Below are 25596 nucleotides of genomic sequence, written 5' to 3'. Positions count from 1 at the left end.
GCAAAAATTTTATACAAAGGTATCTTTTTCATAGATTAACCAATGTAACATTAGTCACAAAATTATGCTGAACATACACAATTTGTCGGTTTCCTTTGGAGGAACATTTTTATTTGAAGAAGTCACTTTCCGTTTAGGAGCCGGTGATAGAGTGGGATTGGTTGGAAAAAATGGAGCCGGTAAATCTACCATGCTTAAAATTCTGGCTGGTGATTTCAAACCTGATTCAGGTAGTATTGCTACTGAAAAAGAAGTTAAAATGGGTTTTCTTCGTCAAGACATCGATTTTGAGCAGGGAAGAACTGTTTTGGAAGAAGCCTATCAAGCCTTTGAAGAAATCAAAAAAACCGAAAAAAGAATTGACGAAATCAATCACCAATTAGCCACCAGAACGGATTATGAAAGTCAGACTTATTCAGAACTAATCGATGAATTAAGCGATGTAAATCATCACTATGAAGTTTTAGGAGGCTATAATTACGTGGGTGATACAGAAAAAATTCTTTTAGGTTTAGGATTTAAAAGAGAAGATTTCAACAACCAAACCGAAACTTTTTCCGGCGGATGGCGAATGCGGATTGAATTAGCCAAATTATTATTACAATCCAATGATATTTTGCTACTTGATGAACCAACCAACCACCTCGATATCGAAAGTATCATTTGGTTAGAAGGGTTTTTACGTAATTTTCCGGGTGTAGTTGTAATTGTTTCACATGATAAAATGTTTTTGGATAATGTCACCAACCGAACCATTGAAATTTCTCTTGGAAAGGCCTACGACTTTAATAAACCGTATTCACAATATTTAGTCTTAAGAGAAGAAATTCGAGAAAAGCAATTGGCTACCCAAAAAAACCAAGCCAAAAAAATTGAAGAAACCGAAAAATTAATCGAGAAGTTTAGAGCCAAAGCTTCCAAAGCTTCGATGGCTCAATCATTAATTAAAAAACTCGATAAAGTAGAACGGATAGAAGTGGATGAAGATGATAATTCCGTCATGAATATTTCATTTCCGGTTTCACAAACACCCGGGCGTGTGGTCATCGAAGCTGAAAATGTAACCAAAGCGTATGGCGATAAAACCATCTTAAAAGATATTTCACTTTTAGTTGAACGAGGAAGTAAAATTGCTTTCGTGGGGCAAAACGGACAAGGAAAATCAACCTTTATTAAAGCGATTGTGAACGAATTCAAATTCGATGGTACTATTAAACTCGGTCACAATGTACAACTCGGTTATTTCGCCCAAAATCAAGCGGAATACCTTGATGGAGAAATAACACTACTCGAAACAATGATAAATGCAGCCACCGACACAAATCGTTCCAAAGTACGTGACATGTTAGGCTCCTTTTTGTTTAGTGGTGATGACGTTGAAAAAAAAGTAAAAGTACTTTCCGGTGGTGAACGAAACCGATTAGCATTGTGTAAGTTGTTGCTACAACCTATCAATGTTTTACTCATGGATGAGCCCACCAATCACCTCGATATTAAGTCTAAAAATGTTTTAAAAGCGGCTCTTCAAAAATACGAAGGTACATTGCTTTTGGTGTCTCACGACCGTGATTTTTTGCAAGGAATGGCCAATGTAGTCTATGAATTTAAAGACCAAAAAATCCGTGAATATTTAGGAGATATCAATTTCTTTTTAGAACAACGCAATGCCATGAACATGCGTGAAATAGAGAAAAAAGAGGTGGTAGTCAATACCAATGCAAACAAAGAATCAAAATCAGTTTCCTATGAAGACCAAAAGAAAGCAAAATCACTTCAAAACCGTTTAAGCAAAATCGAAAGTCAAATCAAGCAGCTCGAAATCGATATACAAAACGACGACAAAGCTTTGGCTTCCAACTATGACAAACACATCGAAGATGCTAATTTCTTTGTAGCCTACAATAAGAAAAAACAAGAATTAGATAATTTATTAGAAGATTGGGAAGCTGTTCAAATAGAGATTGACTCAATGCAATAGAATGATTCGTAAAAACTTACATTTGATTATTTCGGTACTGGTTGTTTTTCCAGCTGCACTTTTTTACGGATTATTTCCTGATAAAACCTTGCCTGTTTTGTTAGATTTTGAAGTTCATTCTACAGATTTAAAAAGTGTTTTTCGGGCAATTATGGGCTTGTATATTGCTTTTAGCTTATTTTGGATAGTCGGTATTTTTAATTCAAATTTTTGGAAAGCCAGTACACTCTCTAACGGAATATTCATGTCCGGCATAGCAATTGGTCGAATCGTAAGTTTATTTTTTGACGGTAAGGCTTCGGATTTGTTTTTCTTTGGCTTTTTTGGAGAAGCAGTTTTAGGTCTTTTTGCATTCTATCAATATGTTAAATACAACCATTCTACTTAAACGGATTTCGTTCCTTCCATTCCGTTTTTGGTTCTAAATAACAAAATAGTTGTTCCATTTTTCGGTTAATCAATCCATTTGAATGTTGAATATAACCCACCATTTGTTCCGGCTTTGCTCCTACAGAACTCTTGATTTCCAATGCCGTTCGGGCAAAAATGATAGCAGCAAAACCTTTATTAATAGAATACGCAATCATATCATACAACATATTCAAATACAGCATTTTTTCGCGTTGAATTGTTTCATCATAGCCTAAAAAATAGGTGTCCATCTGATTGCCATTTTTTATCAAAGTGTTAAAACCAATCAGTTTTCCATTTTCAAAATAGCCATAAAACAAAAACTGATCTTTCAATGCTGATTTCATGACAGCAAAATGATTCTTAGCCAAAAAGAAAGTATTAAACGGTGCATTTTGAGCTACATGATGGTATAAGTCGTAAATGGTGTGTTCCAAGGAAACGATTTCCTCAAAACTCATTTTTCGCTTTTCAATGCCTTCTGCTTTTTTCCGACAACGTTTGTATTGGTCACGGTATTTTTTGGATAGTGCGGCTACATAATCATCAAAAGAATGCCAATCTTTCGAAACAGTAAACACCATATTGGGTTGAGTAGAAAATTGATAGAATGAGGCGAATTCTTTATTAGGAAATGCTTTGACTACTTCTTTATCAAAATCTTTATAACTGGTCAAATGTACTTTTTTACCTTCTTGTTTTAAGGTTGCTTTTATTTCTGAAGCTGCCAAGTGTAATAATTCAATACCTTTTGAAATTTCGATTTCTTCAGTAAATAAAAATGCATTTTGACCCGTGAGCATGTTGTTGCCAATAAACAAAACATGTGAGCAAAAGTTTTTAAATATAAAATTTCTTACCGCTGTTTTAATACATTTATCCCTTTCTCCAAAGGACTCCAATTTATTCAAATCCAGAAATTGAGCCAAAGCAATCCCAATGAGTTGGTTTTTTTTATACAAAGCGATAAAAAAACAATCCATATTGGTTGGTTTAGATTGCTCTAAAACAGCTAAATATTCTTTCGACAGAAAGATGTTTGAAGTAGCTAATACATTCCAATCACTTGGTAAATGATTTGTAGAGCGAACTATTTTGAATGAATGGGATGATTCCAAATACAGTGAGTCAATTAATTTAAGGCATAAAGTTAAAGTTTGAAAAAGAATTATAATGTTTTTTAACTTTATATAAATAAAAAAAATGAAAACATATACGAAAGAAACAATTCAAGTCCAACTTGAACAGTTAAATGAATGGACATTTAATCACAATTCGATTCATAAACAATTTCAATTCAAAAATTTTTCGGAGGCTTTGTCATTTATTGTATAAATAGGAATATTGGCCGAAAAGCAAAATCACCATCCGGAAATCACAAATGTTTACAATAAAGTCTCTTTACGTTTAACTACGCACGATAGTAACGGAGTTACTGAAAAAGATATAAAATTAGCAACTAGTATTGATAGGATTTAAACCCAACCACAAACGATAGCTCCCATTATGGTCATAACCACAATCCAATATCCGCTATGGATAAAAATATATTTCCATGATTTTCGCTCAAAAAGACCGTTTATGCCCACTAATGGTAAAGCTAAAAATAATCCTGACATGAATCCATGCAATGCACCATGTTTAAATGTGCGAAATTTATCGCCATAGTCATCCATAAAAGCAGCATAGGAAGGTTCTGCAGTTTCAATAAAGTCCGGACCTCCTATCATTCCCAGAGCACCAAATTGGTGAATACATAAAATTTGCATGATCATGGCTAAAAAAATAGAAAACACAAAGGTCAATCCAAAAATTTTCACCATGCTACCTTGTTTCAAATCTTCTTCGGTGAATCCGTTTTCTTTCATCCAAGCTTTTCCAAATAGCGGACCGTACCAGACAAATCCAACCAATAGGGTGGATAGTGCTGCAACCAAAATTGCGTAAAAATTCATTTCCATGTCTTAATAAGTTATTGATTAGTAATTCAAAAATAGAACTTTATTAATTAACTTGTTACGGAAATGATAAAATATTCTAATAATAAGTATCAAAAAGTTAAACTTCCTGCCAATTCTTTCAAGCTGATTTCACTTTGTTTAGTAAGTAATTCTGCTGTGGTTAATCGGATCACCGCATTGCCATAATTTTCCTGAGCAGTTCTAAATTCAATGGGTGCAACCGAACCGATTTTGAACTTCTCTAAGGTAATTTCCATATTTTGTTTAGCAATAGCTTCGTTTTTCTTTTCCAATTCTAATAATGAAAGATTTGATAAGTAGGACTGATAGAGTGAAGCAACTTGTGATTGAATCAATTGAGTTTGTCTTTCAATTTGTAACTGTGTGTTTTCTAATTGAATTTTAGCTACTTTTTCATTTCGGTTTTGATTGAATCCATCAAATAGATTCAACGAAGCGGTAAAACCATAATTGAAATTTCGCCCGGTTGATTCTGTGACGAAGCCAAAAGGAGATTGCGAACGTATTAAGTTGTAACCTCCGGAAAGACTTATAATTGGATAACGATTCGCTTTTACTTGTTTCAATTCATATTCCTGAATTTTTTTGTTGATGTATTGTAGTTGTAGTTGAGGATTTTGCTTTTCTGCGGAAGAAAGAAGTTCCGGCAATATCAAAGTATTGTCTATCGAAATAACGTCTGCTACTTTAAAATCAGTATCTAACGGGCGAACCAACAGTTCGTTTAGCATTACTTTTGAAACACCGTATTGTTCCAACAATTGAATTTTTGTTGATTGATCAGCATTCAAATCTACTTCGGCATTTAACACTTCTAATTTGGAGGCCTTTCCGATGGTAAAACGATTTTTGGCCGTTTTTAACCTAAATTCAGATACAGAAATGATACTGTCTATCATTTTAAGTTGCTGTTGTTGAGTAGCTAATGTAAAATACGTTTGATAAACGGCACTCACTCGACTCAACACCGAAAGTTTTAACTCAGTAGCTCCTAAATTTTGCAATTCTTTTAATTGATTGTGACGAGCAAACATTCGAAAGCCATCAAAAATAGTCCACTCTACGCCAACGCCATAATTGATGTTGATGTTGCGGGCACCGTCTATTTCAATTTCATTACCACTGGCTTGTGTTTGCGTTTGATTTAAAATAGTGTTATTATTTGTGACGGTTCCATTGATACGAGGTAACATGCCGGCATTTCCAATCGTCACATTTTCCTCATCAATTTTTAAATCATTTTTGGCTATCCGAATATCAAAATTGTTTTCCAAAGTTAGAGCAACCGCTTCTTCCAGTGTCAGAATTGGTTGATTTTGGCTCCAAAGCGGGATTCCAATGAAGGGTAAAAGGTAGAATAGAAATAGTTTTTTCATAATTATTTTAAACAGATTCTTTATCGTATTGGTCTAAACTATCAAATTCCGGATGGTGTTTTTTCTCTTTTGACCACATTAAATAAATTGCAGGAATTACATAAAGGGTTAAAATTAAAGAAAATAAGGTTCCGCCTACAATTACTATACCCATACCCATTCTACTTTGAGATGCGGCTCCAATCGACACGGCGATAGGCATGGCTCCCAAAGCAAGTGTTAAACTGGTCATTAAGATGGGACGCAATCGGGATTCAGCTGCTTCCATCACAGCATCGTATTTAGATTTCCCTTGTTCCCGAAGTTGGTTGGCAAATTCTACAATTAAAATTCCGTTTTTTGTTACTAATCCAATCAACATTACGGTTCCAATTTGACTGAAAATATTCCAGGTTTGACCAAATAACCAAAGTGAAAATAAAGCTCCGGCAACCGCCATCGGAACCGTTAAAATGATAATAAACGGGTCTACAAAACTTTCAAACTGACCTGCTAAAATGAGGAAAATCAATAGTAAGGCCAATCCAAATGCGAACATCGTATTTGAGCTACTTTCGGCAAAATCCCTGGATTCTCCTCCCAAATCGGTTGTAAAAGTATCGTCTAACACTTTTTCTTTTATACGTTCCATGGCATCTATTCCGTCACCAATACTTTTCCCGGGTGCTAATCCGGCAGAAACGGTAGCCGACATGTATCGATTATTGTGAAACAATTGTGGAGGGCTGCTTTGTTCTTCGATTGTGACCACGTTATCTAATTGGATAAGTTGTCCGTTACTGCTTCGCACAAATATAGAAGCCAAGTCCATGGGTTGATCACGGTCTTTTTTATCAAATTGTCCCAATACTTGGTATTGTTTTCCATTCATTAAAAAATAGCCAAAACGTTGCCCGCTCAAAGAAAGCTGAATGGTTTGGGCAACATCTAAAACGGATACACCTAATGATTCCGCTTTTTCTCGATTGATGGTGATATAAATTTCAGGTTTGTTGAATTTTAAATTAACATCAGTGATTGAAAAAGTAGGGTCCTTTGATGCTTCTTCCATGAATAATGGAATTTTTTCTTCTAGTAATTTAAAGTTTTTCGCTTGAATAATAAATTGAATGGGCAAACCTCCCCGACGATTGACAGAAATAGTAGGCTGTTCCGATACCGATGTTTTGGCATCGTTGTATTTTTTTGCCAACCCGGTTAGTGTCTGTGCTATTTCTTTTTGCGAACGTTCTCTTTCGGAAGGGTCAACTAATGATAAACGAGCAAACCCACGGTTAACGGAGCCAGCACTAAAACCGGGTGAAGTGACAATTAAACTTACCTTTTTTTCCGGAACGGAATCAGTAATTAATTGTGATAATTCTTGCATGAACCGATCCATGTAGTCGTATGTTGCTCCTTCCGGACCAGTTACATTCATTAAAATCATACTACGATCATCATAAGGAGCTGTTTCTTTTTGAAGAATGTTATAAAAAAGAACAGATAATCCCAAACAACCAATTAAGATTGGAAAACTTAACCATTTTTTTGCCATGAACTTTTCTAACGAACGAGCATATCCTTTATTTAAATTTTCATAAAAAGGTTCGGTCATTTCATAGAATTTAGAACGCTTTTGTTTTCCGCCTTTCATTAAATAAGCATTCAACATGGGGGTTAAACTCAGCGAAACAAAGGCCGAAATGAGCACTGCCGCACCAATGACTATTCCAAACTCACGGAAAAGCCGACCTACAAAACCTTCTAAAAAGATAATGGGGAGAAAAACAGCGGCTAAGGTGATGGAGATGGATATGACAGCAAAAAAGATTTCATTTGACCCTTTGATGGCCGCTTCGATGGGAGACATGCCTTCTTCGACCTTTTTAAAGATGTTTTCAGTAACCACAATTCCGTCATCTACCACCAAACCGGTTGCTAATACGATTGCCAATAAAGTCAAAACATTGATGGAAAACCCGCAAATGTACATGATAAAAAATGTCGCAATCAAGGATACCGGTATATCAATCAAAGGACGGAATGCAATCGCCCAATCCCTAAAAAACAAGTAAATGACCAAGGTTACTAAAAGTAAGGCAATGATTAAAGTTTCAGCTACTTCCAAAATTGCTTTTTTAATGAAAATGGTAGTGTCAATTGCTACATTTAATTCAAATTCTTTTGGTAAATCCTTTTTTAATTGTTCATACTGTTTGTAGAATTCTTCGGATATATCAAGATAATTCGTGCCGGGTTGAGGTGTAACAGCCAATCCAATCATAGTTTGCCCGGAATCACTTAAGCGGGTTTCCAGATTTTCAGCTTCCAAACTGGCTTTTGCTACATCGCTTAATCGAACAATTTTATCGCCATCCGATTTAATAATAATGTTGTTAAAATCTTCCTCAGTAGTAAGATTTCCTACTGTTTTTACTGTTAACTCGGTATTGTTCCCTGTTAATTTTCCCGAAGGAAGTTCAACATTTTGTTGATTCAAAGCATTTAAAATATCAGAGGCCGTACAACCATAAGCCGACAATTTTATAGGGTCAATCCACAAACGCATGGCATATTTACGTTCTCCCCAAATGCGAACACTACTAACACCGGGTATCGTTTGAAGTCGTTGTAAAATGACATTTTCAGCATAATCCGTGAGTTCCAACACATTTTTGTTGTCACTTTTCATGGTCATGGTTAAAATCGGGTCCGAGTCGGCATCGGCTTTTGAAACAACGGGTGGAGCGGTTAAATCTTTTGGTAAACTTCTTACTGCCTGCGAAACTTTATCTCGCACATCATTGGCTGCTTCTTCCAGATTTTTTTCCAGATTAAACTCAATGGAAATCACACTCGTTCCTTGAGCACTTGTGGAAGAAATAGTACGAATTCCATCAATAGAATTAATGGCTTTCTCTAAAGGCTCTGTAATTTGTGATTCAATGATATCTGCATTGGCACCGGTGTAGCTCGTTTGTACCGTAATTTGAGCCGGATCAATGGAAGGAAATTCACGAACACCCAAATAGGTAAAACCAATGATGCCAAATAGCACAATCAACAGGTTCATCACGATGGCTAAAACCGGTCGTTTTATACTTAGGGTTGATAAACTCATGTGATTTAGTTTTGGATTAATTTCAGTTGTACCGGTGCTCCCTCTTTAATGGCCATAATACCGGAGGTAATTAAGGTATCACCCACTTTTAGACCGGAAGTAACCAAAATTTCTTTTTCAGTTCTATTTGCGGTTTCTATGATAACTTCTTTGGCTTTGCCATTTTCAGTAATGAATACCTTTTTGCCGTTTTGTATGGGAATGATTGATTCGGTTGGAATTAATATTGCATCATTTTGTTCTTCCAATGGTAAAATAATATTTGCAAATGTTCCCGGGAGAAGTTTGCCGTCTTTATTTTCAGCGATGGCTCTAATTTGGAGCGTACGGGTAGTTTGCTCGACAGCAGGTTCTAAAGCATATATTTTGGCATTGAAAATTTCTTTATTTCCAGCTGTTGTAAAAGTGATGATAGCATTATTCTTCATTAATGAAGCATATTTTTCGGGTATAGAAAAAGTGATTTTCACTTGATTGGTGTTGACCAATTTAGCAATTAAAGTGGTTGGAGTCACATACGTTCCGGGAGAAATGGAACGCAATCCAACTTTACCTGAAAAAGGAGCTACAATCGATGTTTTGGCTATTTGTGCTTGAATTAATTGGGTTTGCGATTTTGCGGATTCAAATTCAGCATTCGCTACATCATATTCTTCTTGACTGATGGCTTCTTTTTGTAACAGTAACTTGGCTCTTCTTTCATTTTCTGATGCCAATGTTTGTCTGGTTTTGGCTTGAGCTAATTGTGCACGGAGTTCGATATCGTTTACTTTAATTAGTTGTTTTCCTTTGGATACATAACTACCTTCTTCAAAATAGATGCCTTGCACAATACCGGCAACTTCGCTCCTCAATTCAATTTGTTCATTGGCATCAATACTACCGGAGAGTGTGAGTTCATTAGCGAATTTTTTGGGTTTCAACACTATTCCGTTTACGATTGACATGGCTTTTGGAGATCCACTTTTTTGATTAGTTTTTTCATCTTGGCTTTTATTGCTCATGATTCGGTATGCAATAAGGGCTATTAAACCCCCGACCAAAAGAAAAATAACAATGTTTTTTACTTTCATAATTTAAAAGAATAGTTGAAATCGTATATATTGAGATTTACAAATGTACCTTTTCAAGAGCAAACAGTTTTTGTGGTTAGTTTTTATTTAACATTTGTATATACGAATTTAACATTTTTAGTTTTATGAGTTAAACATTTTTGATTTTTAATTTAAAATCACAAATCGTTGGGGGAAGGAAATACTCACAATATTGTAAGAAAAAATACTTTAAAATATAAAAAAACAAGCATTTCATCGATAATATTTGCATTTAAGCGAATAACAGCACTATATTTACAGAGTCAAACCCCAAATTTAATTAAAAATGAAAAATATTACATTAACACTTCTTGTACTTTGCTTCTCATTTTTGGGATATGCTGAAGTATCAAAATCTGAGAAAGATGCTCTTATAAAATTAAATCAAGCTACAAATGGTAGTCAGTGGAAAGTTAAATGGGATTTAACTACAGATGTCTCAACTTGGCATGGTGTAAAAGTAAAAGATAATAAAGTAGTTGGTTTAGCCTTGTTAAATAACAATTTAGAAGGGCAAATTCCTACTGAAATTGCACAATTACAATACTTGGAAACCTTGAATTTATTTAAAAACAAGCTTTCCGGTAATATTCCTGCTTCGATAGGTGATTTAAAAAATCTAGAATCATTAAATATTTCTTTTAATAAGTTAACTGGTTCAATACCAGCCTCGCTTGGTAAAGCTACTTCTTTGAAAGTAGTAGAGTTGTACATGAATTTTTTAACCGGTTCATTACCACAAGAGATAGGTCAATTAACACAATTGGAGAATTTATCACTTTTTAATAATTCTCTCGAGGGTGAATTACCAAGTTCATTATATACTTTAAAAAACTTGAAAGTATTAATGTTAAACAGTAACAACTTTTCAGGTAAATTGAGTTACGAAATTGAAAATTTAAAAGCTCTTGAAAACTTGAGTTTGTTTGAAAACAATTTTATTGGTCAAGTTCCTTTTGAAATAGAGAAATTGGACAATTTAAAAGAAATGAATATATCTTACAACAAGTTCAATGGATTGATTTCGTATGCTTTGGCTAAGAAAGATACTTTCCAAATGACGATGTTAAACGATAAAGGTGTGGCGGTACGCTTACCGTTAATTACCGACAATACTGGAGTAGTAGGTACTCCGGATTAATTTTCCAAAAAACAAATACCAACCCCAACAAAAAACTTGCCGCCCCAAACGACAAGTTTTTTTTTTATTTGTCAATTTGAAAATGTGTCAATTTGAAAATGTGTCAATTTGAAAATGTGTCAATTCGAAAATATGTCAATTTGACAATTAAATTTAGACTTTCAATTATGGATAATGAATGAATGATAAGAATAATTCTTCCAATGGGAATTGATTATCAGAATGAAAACCGTGTAAATCTATTTTCGTAAAGCGAATAAAATCAGAGTTAATCTACTTAATCCATTTACATCCGTGTTCTATTGTAGAAATGAGTCAAATTGAAAAACTACCAAAAGAAGGCATATAAAAAGGCCAATACAATCATCACCGCAAAAGCACTTATGTTGAATGTTGAACTGGTTTTAAACGTTTCTTTTCGCAATTCAAATCCCTTGCTGTCATCAGCTCCTTTTTGCTGAAACCAACTGATGAGTGCGATAATTACCATTGTAAGTAAAGTGGTGTAGCCCATTTGGTCTAAAAAAGGTACACTTGGAAAAATACCATCCATTGGTGTTCCTGTTGCCCATCCTTTTGGGCCTACTTTGAAAAACATCGCAATAGGAATAGAAAGTAATGCTCCCCAAATCGCTGCTTTGTTAGTTGCTTTTTTCCAAAACAGACCTAATACAAATATGGCTAAAATTCCCGGACTTACCACACCTGTGTATTCTTGAATGAATTGAAAAGCCTGATTGATGCCTCCCAATAGTGGAGCAACAATTGCACCAATAGTTAAAGCTACTGCCGCCGTTATTCGGCCAACTTTTACTGTGTTTTTGTCATCGGATTTTTTGTTGATGTATTGTTTGTAAATATCCATCGTAAAAATAGTAGAAGTTGAGTTCAGCATGGAAGCCAAAGACGATACAATTGCTGCTGTTAACGCCACAAAAGCCAATCCTTTTAATCCGGTGGGTAAAAATTGAATTAACCATGGATAGGCTTTGTCAGCCGCAGCATCACTCGGAATATTGATTAAGCCTTCTGCCCCTAAACGAGCTAACATTTCAGGATCATTTACAATCACGTAGGCAGCAATTCCCGGAATTACAACAATAAACGGGATTAATAATTTTAGAAAAGCAGCTAATAAAATTCCTTTTTGAGCTTCTTTCAACGATTTCGCCGCCAACGCCCGTTGTATGATATATTGATTGAATCCCCAATAGTATAAATTAGCCACCCAAAGTCCGCCAATTAAAACGCCAATGCCGGGAAGATTAAGGTATTCCGGATTAGATTCATCTAATATCATTGCAAATTTGGAAGGTGCTTTGTCATAAATAATACCTAAACCTTCCATCATGCCTTCACCATTAGAAACTGTATTTAAAGCTAAATAAGTGGTGGCTAATCCTCCAACGACAAGGAAAATCACTTGAATGGAATCCGTCCAGGCAATCGACGCTAATCCACCATAAAGGGAATAAGCAGCAGCAAATAAGGATAACCCTATGATGGCCCACATCATGTCTACACCCATTACGGTGTTCATCGCTAACGCTCCTAAATAAAGAACAGAAGTGATGTTAACAAATACATACAAGGCCACCCAAAAAACCGCCAATATGGTTTTTAGATTGGTAGAGAATCGCTTTTCTACAAATTCCGGAATGGTATAAATCCCTTTTTCGATAAAAATAGGAAGGAAGTATTTCCCCACAATGATGAGCGTAATGGCTGCCATCCATTCATAAGAAGAAATAGCCAATCCCACTGCAAAACCGGAACCCGACATCCCAATAAATTGTTCGGCTGAAATATTTGCGGCAATCAACGATGTTCCAATTGCCCACCAAGGCAGTGATTTACTGGCTAAAAAGTAATCTTCGGCATTTTTTTGATGTCCTTTTTTATCACGTGACATCCAAAGACCAACCCCTAAAATTAAAAGGGCATAGCTAATAAAAAGTATATAATCTAAGGTATCAAAGCCGGTATTCATGTAAAAAAAGGTTAAGTTATTGTTTTAATTTATAATGCAAGGTAGGTAAATCACGTAAAACAGCAGCACTTTTTTCAGGTGAAATGTCTCGTTGAGCTTCTCCCAACATTTCATAGCCTACCATGAACTTTTTCACCGTAGCACTTCGTAATAATGGGGGATAAAAATGCATGTGAAAATGCCATTCCGGATGAGCCAAACGGTCAGTTGGTGCTTGATGAATACCGGAAGAGTAAGGAAAAGAGGTTTCAAAAAGATTGTCGTATTTAACCGTAATCGTTTTGATGCAATCCGCAAAAGCCAAGGTTTCCTCTTTGCTCATAGCGATGATGGTTCCAAAATGGCGTTTGCTGATAATCAAGGTTTCATATGGCCATGTAGCCCAAAAAGGAACAACTACCGCAAAATGTTCATTTTCATATACCAATCGTTGTTTGGTTTTTAATTCCTCTTCCAAATAATCTTTTAAAAGACTACTATTGTTTTGTTGATAATAATGTTCCAGGTTTTTTTGCGTTTTTTCAACTTGAGTCGGTAACGAAGATTGAGCCCAAATTTGTCCGTGCGGATGCGGATTGCTACAGCCCATCACCGCACCTTTGTTTTCAAAAATTTGAACATAATTGATAAAATCATGATTACCCAATTCAATATATTGTTCTTTCCAAGTTTGAATCACTTTTTCAATGGCGTCTATTTCCATTTCCGGTAAAGTCAAATGATGTTTAGGTGAAAAACAAACCACCTTATTGATTCCGCGTTCCGGTTTGAGTTTGAAAAGAGTAGAGGTTGAGGGTTCAATTACCACTTCCTCTTTTAACAAAGCCGAAAAATCATTTTCAAAAACATAGCAATCCGTGTACTCCGGATTTTTTGTACCGTTAGAACGTTCGTTTCCCGGGCATAAATAACAGGTTGGGTCGTATTCAGGAAGCGTTTCAATGGAATTGCTTTCTTTTTGCCCTTGCCACGGCCGTTTGGTTCGGTGTGGAGAAACTAAAATCCATTCATCCAAAAGTGGATTGTAACGACGATGCGGGTGTTCGTTGGAGTTGAAAGATTGCATAAGTTAGTTAGCTTTGTACTTTTTATTCACTTTAGATGTTCCTTTCGAAATTTTTACTTTGTACTGATTCAACTGAATTCCGAATTGCTCGAAATACGCTTTCGAAATTTTTTCAAATAATTTTTCTTCACATCCTTTTTCTACCAGATTAATTGAACAACCGCCAAAACCGCCTCCCATCATCCGGGATCCAATGACTTGTTTTTCGTTTTTGACAAAATCTACTAAAAAATCGACTTCTTCACAACTTACTTCGTATGCGTTGGACAAGCCTTCGTGGGTTTCAAACATTAACTTGCCGAGTGATTCAAAATGATTGCGGTCTAACGCATAAACCGCTTCATTTACCCTTTTGATTTCATTAATCACAAAAAGGCAACGTTTATAAATCGTTTCGCCTAATTCTTCTTTCAATTCATTTAATTGATATGCAGTGACGTCTCTGAATGTTTTTAAAGAAGAAAATTTATTTTGTAATATAGCTAATCCTTGTTCTACTTCTTCTCTTCTGGTATTATAGCCGGAGGTAAGATGCGTGTGTTTTACATTACTGTCAAATAAAAGTAAAGAATAGTATTTAAAATCAGCGGTATGATACTCGTGTTCTAAGGTGGTGCAATCCAATTTAATAACTTTATTTTTTTTGCCAAACACGCTGGCAAATTGATCCATAATGCCGCATTTTACCCCTACAAAAGTGTGTTCAGCTTGTTGGCCGATTAAGGCAATTTCTTCACGGGATAAACCCAAATGGAACAATTTATTCAACACATACCCAAATCCACATTCTAAAGCGGCCGATGAGGAAAGTCCCGCTCCCATTGGTATTGTACTGCTAAAAACCACATTCAGACCTTTGAATGTAAATCCTCTTACTTTTAGTTGATGCAAAACACCTAACATATAATTAACCCACATTTTATCTACGGGTTTTATTTCATTTTGCCAATTGAATCGATAAGTTTCGTTTAAATCCTGTGCAACCAAAGTAAATTCATCGGATTCAGATGTTGAAACAGCAAAGCAAATGTATTTGTTAATGGCTGCCGGTAATACAAACCCGTCATTATAATCAACATGTTCGCCAATCAAATTGATTCTTCCCGGTGAGAGAAATATTGACTCGGGCTCATGATGGAAAACGGTTTTAAAATGAGTGGTTGTAGCGGAAATTAATTTTTTCTTCATATTATTTCAATACTAAAGTAGCGGCTTTTAATGACGAATGTTGAGCTTTAAGTTGGAGTGGTTTTTTTAATTGTTTGGTGCGTAGTAAAATGGTTGCAATGCCGGCTTCGGCTGCAATTGGGTTTTGCCCTATCAATTCTGCTTGTGCTCCTTCTAAACTGAAACTAATCTCATGATTGGCATCCGGTACTAAAGTGCCGTTGTCATCTACAATTTTGGCGTATACAAAAACAACATCTTGATGGTTCGGATTTATTTTTACATTCGATTCGTCTATAACTAACTGAATGGCTGTAGCCGATTCGGGAGATTTTACCCAATGCTCCGTTACTTTTTTACCGTTTATTATACCTTCGGCACGCAAATTTCCTTTTTGAAACGAAGGAATTGTAAATACAAACGGCGGATGAGGTAATTTTTCAGAAAAAGTGTTTCGTAAAGGCTTTTGTTTTGCAATTAGGACCTCATTTAAATACAAAGCTACTTCCTCACAATTACTAAAAACAGTGACATCAAGACTCGATTTTTCATTCCAATAATTGGCAATGTATACCATCGGACCGGAGACTAAATTGTTTTTTAATTTTACCGAAGGCGAACGTTGACTTTGGTAAAAATAATGAGCAAACTTAGGAATTCTGAAAATATCACTTATGCCGGAACTTTCTATATCATCGGCATAACCACGGTTGTAATCAAACATCAACCAATTGGCTTGACCGATGGTATGTTTTCCTTTTAAGTTAGAATTGAACGCTTCCTGGTAATTAAACGCTTGTTGCAATAATCGTTTTTCACCAAAACTACGCAACTGTCGGCTGGTGCGTTCTTCTTCCTTTAAATTGGCAAAAGTGGTTTGATTGAATCCGGCATTTTGAGCATAATATTCCCAATCGCCATATTCAGCAATGAATATTTTTCGGTTATTGTTTTCGTAATTATTCCAATAATCAGGGGCTTTACTGTGTTGGCGAGCAGGGATAAACAAATCATAATTCGGATTGTCTATCCATCCGGCGGTGTAAATAGGTACGTAGGGTAATTCAGTTCGTAAAATTTCATTGGCTTTTTGCATGTAAGCTGCTTTCATATCGCTTTCATTCAGAGAAACTTCCCAAAAAATAATGCTCGGGTGATTTCTATCTCTTCTGGAAAAATCACGAATTTCTTGGTAGGAGTTTTCGATGAATTTTTCATCGCCTACAAATTGCCAGCCCGAAATACAATTCATTACCAAAAGACCTACTTCGTCACAAGCGTTTAAAAAAGCCTCCGTTTGCGGATAATGCGATAACCGGACAAAATCAAAACCGGCATTTTTTATTTTCACCGCATCGCGGTAATTGGCTTCATCTGATAGGGCATAGCCAATGTAGGGATACTCTTGATGGCGATTGGTTCCGTTAATGAATAATTTCTCGTCATTCAAATAAAATCCATCGTTTTTTAATGCTGCTTTTCGAATGCCGGTTTTAAGGGTTTGACGGTCCAATACGCTTTTTTCTGAAAGTACTTTGACTTCCACGTCATACAAATTCGGTTGTTCAATTCCCCAAAGTTCAGGATGCTTAATTTCAAGGAGAGTTACGATGGATTCCTCTGCATTCGAACCAATAACCACTTCTTTTGAGGTAAAAGTTGATGTATGGTTTGGGTTGGAAAAAGTAATGTCTAGTTTTACGTTCTTAGGTTCATTACTTTCGTTTTTTACGTGCACTTTGATAAAACCGGATGCTTTTTCAGGACTAATTTCATCAAAATGAACCAAAATACCACCACCGTTCACTTGATTGGTATGAACAGCATCGGTGATGTAAACCGTATTCGTTTTAATAAGGTAAACATTGCGGTAAATTCCTCCATAATAGTTAAAATCCAATGTTTTTAAGGTTTTCCCGGGTGGAATTTGCGGATTGTCTTCATTGTTGACTTTCACTATGATGGTGTTATCCTTTTCTTTCACCCAATCGGTTGCATCTATAGTAAATGGTAAATATCCCCCTTGGTGATGGATGACCAATTTTCCATTGATCCAAACCCAAGCTTCGTGCATAACCCCTTCAAAATTGAGAAATATTTTTTCGTTTTCAATTTTCTCAACATCAAATTGCTTTTGGTACCAGCAATCGCCTTGCCATTGGTTGTTCACCACCAGAGGTTCGATTTGTGCGGTGTGCGGAATAGTGATTTTTTCCCAATGTAAGGAAGTGGAATCTTTTGTAAAGGTCCAATCGGAACCAAAATTTATTTTCATTCGATTTGAATTTACTGTTTCTTTTCCACACGAAAATAATAGAAAAGAAAAAATGAATAGGACTATGGTTGTTGATTTCATTATTTAATTTTTAAAAGCATCCAAAGCAGGTGAGGGTTGTCCGTTGGGTAACCACGCACTCAAGCTGTAACCACTCCAACTTTTTTCGCCTTGGGGTTCCCAATATAAAACACCCAACCCTTTGTTGTCAGGTAATGCACGAACGGCTTTGATGGTCGCTTCCAATAATGCTTTGGTGTTTTCAACTTTATCGTATTCGCCACCCACTTCTACGACCATTACTTCTTTTTGGTAGCGAGTGATAAGGTCTTTCAGGTTGGATTCCAAATTGGCAATGGTTTCTGTATAATCTTTTTTGACCCAAAACGGATAATACGACAATCCAATGACATCATATTGTACTTTTTGTGCTGTTGCATTGTCAAAAAACGTTCTGAATTTCTGAATGTTATCGCCTTCGTCAACATGAACAATCACTTTTATTTGTTTATCAACGGCTTTAACGGCATCGTATCCTTTGTTCAATAAAATACCCAATTGTTTCCAATTGTCTGTACTTCCATCGGGCCAAAGCATGCCACCCGGAATTTCATTGCCAATTTGAACCCATTCGGAAGTGACTCCGGCTTTTTTTAAGGTGGTCATTACATCAAAGGTATGGTCATAAAAAGCTTGAGCCAATTGGTCAAACGATAGGTTTTTCCAGGCTTCCGGTTTATTTTGTTTACTGGGGTCAGCCCAAGAATCACTGTAATGAAAATTAATCATCATGCGGAAACCCATTTTTTGAGCTCTTACGGCAAAAGCAACGGTTTCCTCTTTACTACAATGCCCACTTCTCGGGTCATCAGAAGGATTAACAAAAACACGCAAACGAACGGTGTTCATTCCTCGGTCTTTCAAGAGTTGTAGGACATCTTTTTTGGTGCCGTCAGTATCATAAAATTGATAACCTGTGGCTTCCATTTGCGGAACCCAACTCACATCGGCTCCTTTCGCAAATTCTTGTGCCCACGCGACAGTTGAAAACAAGACTATCAATATCCCATTAAAAAATAGCTTTCTCATTATTCACTTTTATTAAAAACCGACATGACCGGCAAAGCTTTGTTATTAAAATCCCATAATGCTTGGTTTTCCCAGCTCGAACCATTGGTGGATTGGTCACCTCTAAAGGCAATCCATTCCCCTCCCCAATACGCAAATCCCAAACCGTATTCAGATTGTTGCACCGTGTTTTTAATGGCTTGCAAAAAGTTTTTCTGTCCTTCCGGAGTAGCAGGATAGGCGGTTATCAATTGGTTTTCTAAACCTACAATATTGTTAGTCCAATCTTCCCAACCCAAGGTAAAGGGATAAGCTGTTTCTGCAATCAATACCTTTTTGTTGTGGGTTTGACCCAGACTTTGAATGGTTGACTGTACGTCAGAAAGGTTTTTGCCATGCCAAATAGGGTAGTACGAAAGTCCGATGTAATCATAGTTCACGGCACTCATTTTATTGAAAAACCAAGTTGCTCCGGCACCAATACCGGCGTATTGCAACATAATTTTTGTAGTGGTTGATTTGGCTCGTATGGCTGAACTAGCCGCATTCAACAGTTCTAAACATTGACTTTCATTGTTAATTAAATGTCCGTTGGGCCATAATAAACCACTATTAATTTCATTCCCAATTTGAATAATGTCCGGTTGTATTTCGGTCATGATGGTTTCGGTATAAGTCACCATTTCATTTTTTAGGTTCGCAAATGATAATCCATTCCATAATGCAGGTGTGGTTTGGTGTCCGGGATCCGCCCATGTATCAGAATAATGAACAGTTAACCATACTTTTAAACCGGCTTGCTTGACACGTTGGGCAAAAGCTTTTACTTGTGCAAATCCGGATTGTCCATCAATCGGATCTTTCCATAAACGAATTCGGATGGTATTGCAACCGGCATTTTTTAAGGTTGTTAAAGCATTTTCAGGTTGATTATTGGCATTAAAATAAACGGTGCCTTCACTCTCAATTAAAGGTAAAAAGGACATGTCTGCGGCACGAATGTAGTTGTCAACCGGAACGATTGGACCATCATCATCATTGGTTGGGTTAGAATCATCGGAACAATTCACCAGTAAAAAAAGAAGGGGTAATAGATAAATTATTTTTTTCATAGCATAAAAATTATAACGTTTCAAAAACAAACAAAGTTTGGTGTTCGTATTGTTCCCCTTTTTTTAACAAAGTGGAAGGGAAATGAGCATGGTTTGGACTATCAGGAAAATGTTGTGTTTCAAAACAAATTCCACTTTTTGTGTGGTAAGCAGCCTCTTCTTTACCGGGAAGTTGGCCAAAACAATTTCCACCCACATAAATGTGTACCGCAGGTTGATTGGTAAAAACACTCATTTTCAATTGATTTTTTGGGCTGTAAAGGGAAGCCGCAATTCTGTTTTTTTCCTGCAACACGAAAGTATTGTCTATTGATACCGGACAATTTTTCTCCTCCGAAAAGTCAAAAGGACAATTGGCAACATTCATCAGCAAGCCGGTTGGGATATTTTCCTCATCGACTTCCAACATTTTAGTGGAATTGACAAAGAGCTTTTGATGTTCAATCGATTCAGTATGACCATCCAAATTAAAGTAGGAATGTTGAGTGAGGTTCACGATGGTATCTTCTGTACTAAAAGAATTGAATTTAATAACTAATGTATTTGTTGTGGTGAGCAAGTAAGTAACTTCCGTTATTAAAATTCCCGGAAAATGTTCTTCGCCATTGGGAGAGGTGTATTCCAATGTGATGGAGGGTGAATCACCCTTTTCTATTTTCTTCACTGTCCAAAGTTGTTGCCCAAATCCTTTATTACCTCCATGTAAATGATGGTTACCATGATTTTTAATCAATGAAATCGGTCTTCCGTTCAGGTCAAAAGAGCCGTGTTTTATTCTTCCTGCAAAACGACCAACTACACAACCAAAATAAGGAGCACTTGGCAATTGATAGGATGCCAAATAGTCTTCCGGTCTATCAAATCCTAATACTACATCAACGAGTTGCTGATTGGCGGTAGGAACTTTTAAGGATACAATGGTGGCTCCATAGTCCATCACGGACAATTCCATCCCATTTTTATTAGTCAGCGTATGCAAGAAAATTTCTTCTCCACTGGATAAAAAACCGAATGATTTTGTTGTTTCAGCGGTTGCAAAAGAAGAAATGTGTTTTTTTTCGGACATTTTTTTATTAATCTTTTATCAAATGTAGAAAATATATTTTTTCTTCCATACCGGTACCTACCGGTTTTTGTGTATCTTCCCACCGGTTTTTAAAATGAGGTTATGAAAATCATTCAAGTAGACAACCAATCGGGTTTGCCTAAATACAAACAAATTGTGCAATCAGTTGAATTGGCAATAGCTGAAAAACGGCTGCTTAAAGGAGATCGTTTGCCTTCTGTGAACAAAGTCAGTTTAGAGTTTTCGCTTTCACGAGATACAGTGTTATTGGCCTATGATGAATTGAAAAAGCGAGGAATTGTTTTTGCTATTTTAGGCAAAGGTTATTATGTAAAAAGTGTTGAATTTAGCTATGAACAACGTTTTTTTGTGTTATTTGATGAATTAAATGCATTTAAAGAAGATTTATACATGTCTTTTTTAGAAGCAGTGAATGACAAAGCTCAAATTGATATTTTCTTTCATCATTTTAACGTAAGTATGTTTAAAAAATTAATCAATGAAAGTAATGGAAACTATTCTAAATACATCATCATGCCCACTAATTTAAGCGGTGCGGCAGAAATTATAAAAACACTGCCACATAATGATGTCTATATTTTAGATCAAACCAATTTAGAATTAGCGGACTATCCATCGGTACATCAAAATTTTGTAAAAGATATTTTTAATGCTTTAGAAGAAGCCAGACCGCGTTTAATGATTTACAGTCAACTTATTTTAATCTTTCCCGGGTTTAAAGAACCGTTGGGAATGGTTGAAGGGTTTACACAATTTTGTCACCGGTATGCTTTTTCACATCAAGTGATAACCGATTTTGACTATCAAAAAATAGAGCAAGGTAGTGTGTATATTATTCCGAACGACCGTCACTTGGTGCAGGTTATTGAACAGTCTAAAACACTGCAATTTCAACTGGGTCAAGATTTCGGCATCATTTCCTATAACGATACACCGCTTAAAAAGGTAGTTGAAAACGGCATCACCACTATTTCAACAGATTTTAAGTTGATGGGTAAACAACTGGGAGAGATGGTGTTAAAGAATCAAAAAATAAAAATCGAAAACCCCAGTCGGTTGATTTGGCGTAAATCACTTTAGTCAACAACTTTGTAGAACAAATTCGACAAAAATAATAGATAGCATACTGCTTTATATTGTTCTATTCTTCCTACTTTTGAATAGTAAATAGGAGTTAATCTGCTGTTTATATTTCAAAAACAACTATTCACAGGCTTGTAAAATTGGGGTGATACAATGTCAGGATTTAATCATAAACTGAGGGAAGTTATACAAACTTCTCAAAAAGACTTTATTAAGGCTAAAAATAGAAAAACAATACATTATTCCTTGTTAGGAGCTTTGTTACTCATTCAGATTTTTTTGGGGATTACTATTTATAATGAATGGATTAACCAAAATAAGTTAAATGCACTAAAGGCGGATAAAGAAAAGGCATTGGTTTTGCGAACAATGAGCGACCAAACGAGAAATGATTATTTGGATGCACAATGGCAACTGCAGACCTATTTTATAAAACGTGAGGCTGCTGCGTTAGATAAATATTTTGATTTGATGGGTAAAGTGATTACCCAAATGGACACCCTCCGAGAAATAACTTTTGAACACAACCGGTGGCAAAAGTTAATGCAAGTTAAACAAAAGAAAGAGAAAGAAATTATTGGACTTAAAGAGGCATTAGATTCTTTAATAACTCAATATAGTGCCGACAGTAAATTTTTCTCAGATCAGCAATTGTCATTTAAGGCGTATCCGGAACAAGAGGTGCTGCAAGACATTGAAGTGGAAACACGGATCATTTCAGATTCTACTACACGTAAAAATTTATTTTCAAGATTGATGGCTGCTTTTTCCGGGAAAGTAGAAATTCAAAAAGAAATTGTAGAAAATACGGTTAAAATGAAGTACGGAAGAAAAACGACTTCCGGTTCTGTGCAAGAACAGATGAAACAATTGTTGCAACAGGCAGAAGCTTATTACCGTAATCAATTCAGTCAATTACAAAACAGTTATTTTGGGTTAAGATCTGAAGATACCGCTTTATTGGGCTTGAATGAAGCGTTGGTTAAAGAAAGTAATGAGATGATGGAAAAGTACAACACCATTTCTACTAAAATTTACAACGAAAGTCATCGGGAAGAAGCGGCTCAACAAAGAACCAATCAAACCATCAGAATTGTCAGTTTGATGAGTTTAATAATAGGATTAATGTTACTTACAGTTTTTTTGATTTTGGTAACACGATTGGCTTTTGAGAAGGAGAAACAATTGGTTTATGCCCAACGGGAAGTTCAACAACATTTGGTTTTTAAATCTAAAATCATCGGCATGTTAAGTCATGAAGTACGTTCGCCGCTCAGTTTAATAGCGATTTATACCAAAAGATTAAACCAAAGGTTTACAGATTCTGAAACCAAGGAAGTTTTTCATTCGTTGAATTATACAACCAATTCTTTGTTAATGATGGTTAACCAAGTATTGGATTTTTCAAAAGCAGAGCAGCAACAACTTCAACTTAATAAATCTGCTTTCAATTTGAATGATGCTTTAAAAACGTTACTAATAACCTTGCAAAACTTGACAAACGAAAAAGGGAATCAGTTTTTATGCACTTCAAACCTCCCGGAAAATGTCATGGTGTCGGCTGATTTGGTTAAAATACAACAATTGTTTTTTAACTTAGTTGGAAATGCCAATCGATTTACAACGGCAGGAACTATCCATGCAACCATTACCTTAATGGCCCAAGGGAAAAAACATTTTCGATTGTTGGTGGAAATAAAAGATAATGGAAAAGGAATACCGACCCAAGACTTGAATATCATAACCGAAGCAATTGTACAAGGAAGAGAAACAGTACGTTTGAATGAAATAAGTACCGGTTTAGGGTTACTTTTATGCAAGGAAATTATTAACTTGTATAAAGGAAACTTTTCCATTGCTAGTCAAGAAGACAAAGGTACTGTGGTGGCTTTTTCATTAACGTTAGATAAAAAGAATGAGTGAAATGGATGAAGTAATTAAAAGAACTTGTCGATTCATCATTGCAGATGACCATATGGTTGTTCGGCAGGGGATGTCTTTGTTAGTAAAGGAAACCTTTCCAAATGCTATCATTTTTCAAGCCGATAATTTCACTAAAATAAAAGGAATTCTAATTGAAGAGAAAATAGATGTTCTAATTTTAGATGTTAGTTTTCCGGAGGGTAACAGTATATCGTTACTACAGGAGGTTAAACAAATACAACCGGATTGTAAAATTATGATTTTTTCAGCGTTGGAAGAAGAAGTGCACGCACTACATTTTTACAACGCCGGTGTTCATGCTTATTTAAATAAATTAAGTGAAGAAGAAATCATTCAAAAAGCATTGGTAACGTTAGTCACGCAAGGTCGTTTTGTGAGTGAACTTTCCAAGGAGTTAATATTAAATTCCATAACAACGGGTAAAAGTATAAATCCCATTCAAAGTTTATCCGAAAGAGAATTAGAAGTGGCACGTTTAATGGTAAAAGGATTCGGTAATTTAGAGATTTCAAATGCTTTACAATTGCAAAAGACTACCATTAGTACTTATAAAAAACGCATTTTTGAAAAACTGCAAGTGGACCATTTAGCCGGACTCATTGAGTTATTTTCTCATTACCTTGATTAGTTGATGTAGAAGAATTTCTACATCAAGTGTCAATAAGTACTACACAATAAGAAAAAGGTATTCCATAATTTTGTATCAGAAAAGTTGTGAAAACTACGACACCTTTTTGCTCCTGGTTAGTAAAATCTGTTGGTTAGAATTGTAATGCGTTTTTATCATATTACAAGTATTTAGTTGAATTTGGAATACACCCCCACGTTGGGGTGTTTTTCATTTTATACCTAACCGTTGAAGAGTTAACGGCCAATGGATTAGCTTATTTAGCGGGGTTTTTGTTGTAAAAAGAATAAAAATATCAGCATTCTACTTGCTATTTATAATAATCGTTGTATATTTGCACTCGAAACATCGCGGGATAGAGCAGTAGGCAGCTCGTCGGGCTCATAACCCGAAGGTCACAGGTTCGAGTCCTGTTCCCGCTACTAAGTAACCCTTTCACCAATGAGAGGGTTTTTTCCTTTAATAACCCTCGAAGGGTTCCAAACCCTTTCATCATTTCCAAATTCTTCGTTATTTTGTACAAAACCAACTCTCATGAACAGACGTGACAAAATAGAATCTTTACCCATTTATCAAAAAGCAGAGGAAATACTTAAACTCATCAACGGACTGTTGGTGAATTTACCCGAAGAAGATGAATATTTAAATCATACTAAATACATGATGCGGGATGATATATCCCTTATCTGTGCCAAGATAGCCGGAGCAGAAGGTGGAGATGAATATACCATTCGGATGCAAAACGCAGCCATCATTCGTGAACATGCGATGCATTTGTATGTACAAGTGGGCAGCCTTCGCTTTCATGAAAATTTTAAAGACAAAGAATTTGTCACCCTTATTCGAAGCGAAATCGACCAATTCAGACAACTTTTTATTGAATGGGTAGCAGGCTTTGACAAAAGTAATCACTACTGGGACGAATGGGAATTATTCAACCCGCCCGGAGCCATCCCACCGGACCCAAACGCTTATCAAGACCCCATCAACCTCGACGATTTTTTTGAGGATTTCGGTGAGGATGAGGAAGAGGAGTAGTACTTTAACCTCACTAACCCTCGAAGGGTTCCCAACCCTACGAAAATACCACT

General features: G+C 35.9%; 19 protein-coding genes, 1 tRNA gene and 1 pseudogene. 9 read left to right on the top strand and 12 right to left on the bottom strand.

Annotated features, from left to right (window positions below):
• Window positions 1–64: 64 nt before the first annotated feature.
• Both abc-f and EQG68_RS09730 read left to right on the top strand, forming a co-directional pair.
• The gene (gene abc-f / locus EQG68_RS09735; RefSeq protein ID WP_129464697.1) at window positions 65–1978 is read left to right on the top strand and encodes a ribosomal protection-like ABC-F family protein; all 1914 of its coding nucleotides are present in this window, start codon (window positions 65–67) and stop codon (window positions 1976–1978) included.
• A 1-nt stretch (window position 1979) separates the two neighbouring features.
• Window positions 1980–2366, top strand: coding sequence for a DUF4345 domain-containing protein (locus EQG68_RS09730; protein ID WP_129464696.1), 387 nt, complete (start codon window positions 1980–1982; stop codon window positions 2364–2366).
• Here EQG68_RS09730 and EQG68_RS09725 read toward each other — a convergent pair.
• Window positions 2359–3507, bottom strand: a complete 1149-nt coding sequence (locus EQG68_RS09725) for a peptidogalycan biosysnthesis protein (protein ID WP_129464695.1) — start codon at window positions 3505–3507, stop codon at window positions 2359–2361. The two genes, EQG68_RS09730 and EQG68_RS09725, sit on opposite strands and share 8 nt — an antisense overlap.
• A gap of 85 nt (window positions 3508–3592) precedes the next feature.
• On the opposite strand from EQG68_RS09725, the pseudogene EQG68_RS09720 reads away from it, so the two are divergent.
• A pseudogene (locus EQG68_RS09720) lies at window positions 3593–3868 on the top strand (4a-hydroxytetrahydrobiopterin dehydratase).
• Here EQG68_RS09720 and EQG68_RS09715 read toward each other — a convergent pair.
• The 4 genes from EQG68_RS09715 to EQG68_RS09700 form a co-directional block, all read right to left on the bottom strand.
• Window positions 3865–4350 (bottom strand): DUF1761 domain-containing protein, encoded by a 486-nt coding sequence (locus EQG68_RS09715; protein WP_129464694.1) that lies wholly within the window; start codon window positions 4348–4350, stop codon window positions 3865–3867. The pseudogene EQG68_RS09720 and the gene EQG68_RS09715 overlap by 4 nt on opposite strands.
• Before the next feature lie 89 nt (window positions 4351–4439).
• Window positions 4440–5747 (bottom strand): TolC family protein, encoded by a 1308-nt coding sequence (locus tag EQG68_RS09710; RefSeq protein ID WP_129464693.1) that lies wholly within the window; start codon window positions 5745–5747, stop codon window positions 4440–4442.
• Between the two features lie 7 nt (window positions 5748–5754).
• Entirely contained in the window at window positions 5755–8850 is a 3096-nt protein-coding gene (locus EQG68_RS09705) for an efflux RND transporter permease subunit (protein ID WP_129464692.1), read from the bottom strand.
• A gap of 5 nt (window positions 8851–8855) precedes the next feature.
• Window positions 8856–9923: an efflux RND transporter periplasmic adaptor subunit gene (locus EQG68_RS09700; RefSeq protein ID WP_129464691.1), complete on the bottom strand. Its 1068-nt coding sequence runs from the start codon at window positions 9921–9923 to the stop codon at window positions 8856–8858.
• A gap of 307 nt (window positions 9924–10230) precedes the next feature.
• Here EQG68_RS09700 and EQG68_RS09695 point away from each other — a divergent pair, with 307 nt between their 5' ends.
• Window positions 10231–11085, top strand: a complete 855-nt coding sequence (locus EQG68_RS09695; protein WP_129464690.1) for a leucine-rich repeat domain-containing protein — start codon at window positions 10231–10233, stop codon at window positions 11083–11085.
• Between the two features lie 328 nt (window positions 11086–11413).
• On the opposite strand, the gene EQG68_RS09690 is transcribed toward EQG68_RS09695, so the two are convergent.
• The 7 genes from EQG68_RS09690 to EQG68_RS09660 all read right to left on the bottom strand — a co-directional run bounded on the left by EQG68_RS09690 (window position 11414) and on the right by EQG68_RS09660 (window position 20829).
• Window positions 11414–13075: a sodium/sugar symporter gene (locus EQG68_RS09690; RefSeq protein WP_129464689.1), complete on the bottom strand. Its 1662-nt coding sequence runs from the start codon at window positions 13073–13075 to the stop codon at window positions 11414–11416.
• 16 nt (window positions 13076–13091) lie between these two features.
• Window positions 13092–14141, bottom strand: a complete 1050-nt coding sequence (locus EQG68_RS09685; protein WP_129464688.1) for a UDP-glucose--hexose-1-phosphate uridylyltransferase — start codon at window positions 14139–14141, stop codon at window positions 13092–13094.
• Window positions 14142–14144: 3 nt separating this feature from the next.
• The gene (galK, locus tag EQG68_RS09680; protein ID WP_129464687.1) at window positions 14145–15329 is read right to left on the bottom strand and encodes a galactokinase; all 1185 of its coding nucleotides are present in this window, start codon (window positions 15327–15329) and stop codon (window positions 14145–14147) included.
• 1 nt (window position 15330) lies between these two features.
• On the bottom strand, window positions 15331–17583 hold the full coding sequence (locus tag EQG68_RS09675; protein ID WP_222845211.1) for a glycoside hydrolase family 2 protein: 2253 nt from the start codon (window positions 17581–17583) through the stop codon (window positions 15331–15333).
• 84 nt (window positions 17584–17667) lie between these two features.
• Window positions 17668–18672 carry a glycoside hydrolase family 53 protein gene (locus EQG68_RS09670; protein ID WP_129464685.1) on the bottom strand — a complete coding sequence of 335 codons (1005 nt, stop codon included), beginning with the start codon at window positions 18670–18672 and terminating at the stop codon, window positions 17668–17670.
• Entirely contained in the window at window positions 18672–19763 is a 1092-nt protein-coding gene (locus EQG68_RS09665) for a glycoside hydrolase family 53 protein (protein WP_129464684.1), read from the bottom strand. The genes EQG68_RS09670 and EQG68_RS09665 overlap by 1 nt, the downstream gene beginning before the upstream one ends.
• A gap of 10 nt (window positions 19764–19773) precedes the next feature.
• Entirely contained in the window at window positions 19774–20829 is a 1056-nt protein-coding gene (locus tag EQG68_RS09660; protein ID WP_129464683.1) for an aldose epimerase family protein, read from the bottom strand.
• 102 nt (window positions 20830–20931) lie between these two features.
• Between EQG68_RS09660 and EQG68_RS09655 the strand changes: the two genes are divergently transcribed.
• From EQG68_RS09655 to EQG68_RS09635, 5 genes are all read left to right on the top strand, one after another.
• The gene (locus EQG68_RS09655; RefSeq protein ID WP_129464682.1) at window positions 20932–21930 is read left to right on the top strand and encodes a GntR family transcriptional regulator; all 999 of its coding nucleotides are present in this window, start codon (window positions 20932–20934) and stop codon (window positions 21928–21930) included.
• 156 nt (window positions 21931–22086) lie between these two features.
• Window positions 22087–23856 carry a sensor histidine kinase gene (locus EQG68_RS09650; protein WP_129464681.1) on the top strand — a complete coding sequence of 590 codons (1770 nt, stop codon included), beginning with the start codon at window positions 22087–22089 and terminating at the stop codon, window positions 23854–23856.
• A 1-nt stretch (window position 23857) separates the two neighbouring features.
• On the top strand, window positions 23858–24505 hold the full coding sequence (locus EQG68_RS09645) for a response regulator transcription factor (RefSeq protein ID WP_164975427.1): 648 nt from the start codon (window positions 23858–23860) through the stop codon (window positions 24503–24505).
• Window positions 24506–24854: 349 nt separating this feature from the next.
• A tRNA-Met gene (locus EQG68_RS09640) sits at window positions 24855–24927 on the top strand.
• Between the two features lie 112 nt (window positions 24928–25039).
• The gene (locus EQG68_RS09635) at window positions 25040–25543 is read left to right on the top strand and encodes a hypothetical protein (RefSeq protein ID WP_129464679.1); all 504 of its coding nucleotides are present in this window, start codon (window positions 25040–25042) and stop codon (window positions 25541–25543) included.
• Window positions 25544–25596: the final 53 nt, after the last annotated feature.

It is taken from the genome of Flavobacterium piscinae (assembly GCF_004122145.1).
Lineage (GTDB): Bacteria > Bacteroidota > Bacteroidia > Flavobacteriales > Flavobacteriaceae > Flavobacterium > Flavobacterium piscinae.
This window is presented reverse-complemented; position numbering and strand designations above follow the sequence as displayed.

Coding starts and splice junctions, on each gene's coding strand:
- EQG68_RS09675 (WP_222845211.1), bottom strand. CDS start 17,583: ATGAAAATAAATTTTGGTTCCGATTGGACCTTTACAAAAGATTCCACT.
- galK (WP_129464687.1), bottom strand. CDS start 15,329: ATGAAGAAAAAATTAATTTCCGCTACAACCACTCATTTTAAAACCGTT.
- EQG68_RS09690 (WP_129464689.1), bottom strand. CDS start 13,075: ATGAATACCGGCTTTGATACCTTAGATTATATACTTTTTATTAGCTAT.
- EQG68_RS09685 (WP_129464688.1), bottom strand. CDS start 14,141: ATGCAATCTTTCAACTCCAACGAACACCCGCATCGTCGTTACAATCCA.
- EQG68_RS09670 (WP_129464685.1), bottom strand. CDS start 18,672: ATGAGAAAGCTATTTTTTAATGGGATATTGATAGTCTTGTTTTCAACT.
- EQG68_RS09710 (WP_129464693.1), bottom strand. CDS start 5,747: ATGAAAAAACTATTTCTATTCTACCTTTTACCCTTCATTGGAATCCCG.
- EQG68_RS09635 (WP_129464679.1), top strand. CDS start 25,040: ATGAACAGACGTGACAAAATAGAATCTTTACCCATTTATCAAAAAGCA.
- EQG68_RS09695 (WP_129464690.1), top strand. CDS start 10,231: ATGAAAAATATTACATTAACACTTCTTGTACTTTGCTTCTCATTTTTG.
- abc-f (WP_129464697.1), top strand. CDS start 65: ATGCTGAACATACACAATTTGTCGGTTTCCTTTGGAGGAACATTTTTA.
- EQG68_RS09660 (WP_129464683.1), bottom strand. CDS start 20,829: ATGTCCGAAAAAAAACACATTTCTTCTTTTGCAACCGCTGAAACAACA.
- EQG68_RS09700 (WP_129464691.1), bottom strand. CDS start 9,923: ATGAAAGTAAAAAACATTGTTATTTTTCTTTTGGTCGGGGGTTTAATA.
- EQG68_RS09650 (WP_129464681.1), top strand. CDS start 22,087: ATGTCAGGATTTAATCATAAACTGAGGGAAGTTATACAAACTTCTCAA.
- EQG68_RS09665 (WP_129464684.1), bottom strand. CDS start 19,763: ATGAAAAAAATAATTTATCTATTACCCCTTCTTTTTTTACTGGTGAAT.
- EQG68_RS09730 (WP_129464696.1), top strand. CDS start 1,980: ATGATTCGTAAAAACTTACATTTGATTATTTCGGTACTGGTTGTTTTT.
- EQG68_RS09705 (WP_129464692.1), bottom strand. CDS start 8,850: ATGAGTTTATCAACCCTAAGTATAAAACGACCGGTTTTAGCCATCGTG.
- EQG68_RS09715 (WP_129464694.1), bottom strand. CDS start 4,350: ATGGAAATGAATTTTTACGCAATTTTGGTTGCAGCACTATCCACCCTA.
- EQG68_RS09645 (WP_164975427.1), top strand. CDS start 23,858: ATGGATGAAGTAATTAAAAGAACTTGTCGATTCATCATTGCAGATGAC.
- EQG68_RS09655 (WP_129464682.1), top strand. CDS start 20,932: ATGAAAATCATTCAAGTAGACAACCAATCGGGTTTGCCTAAATACAAA.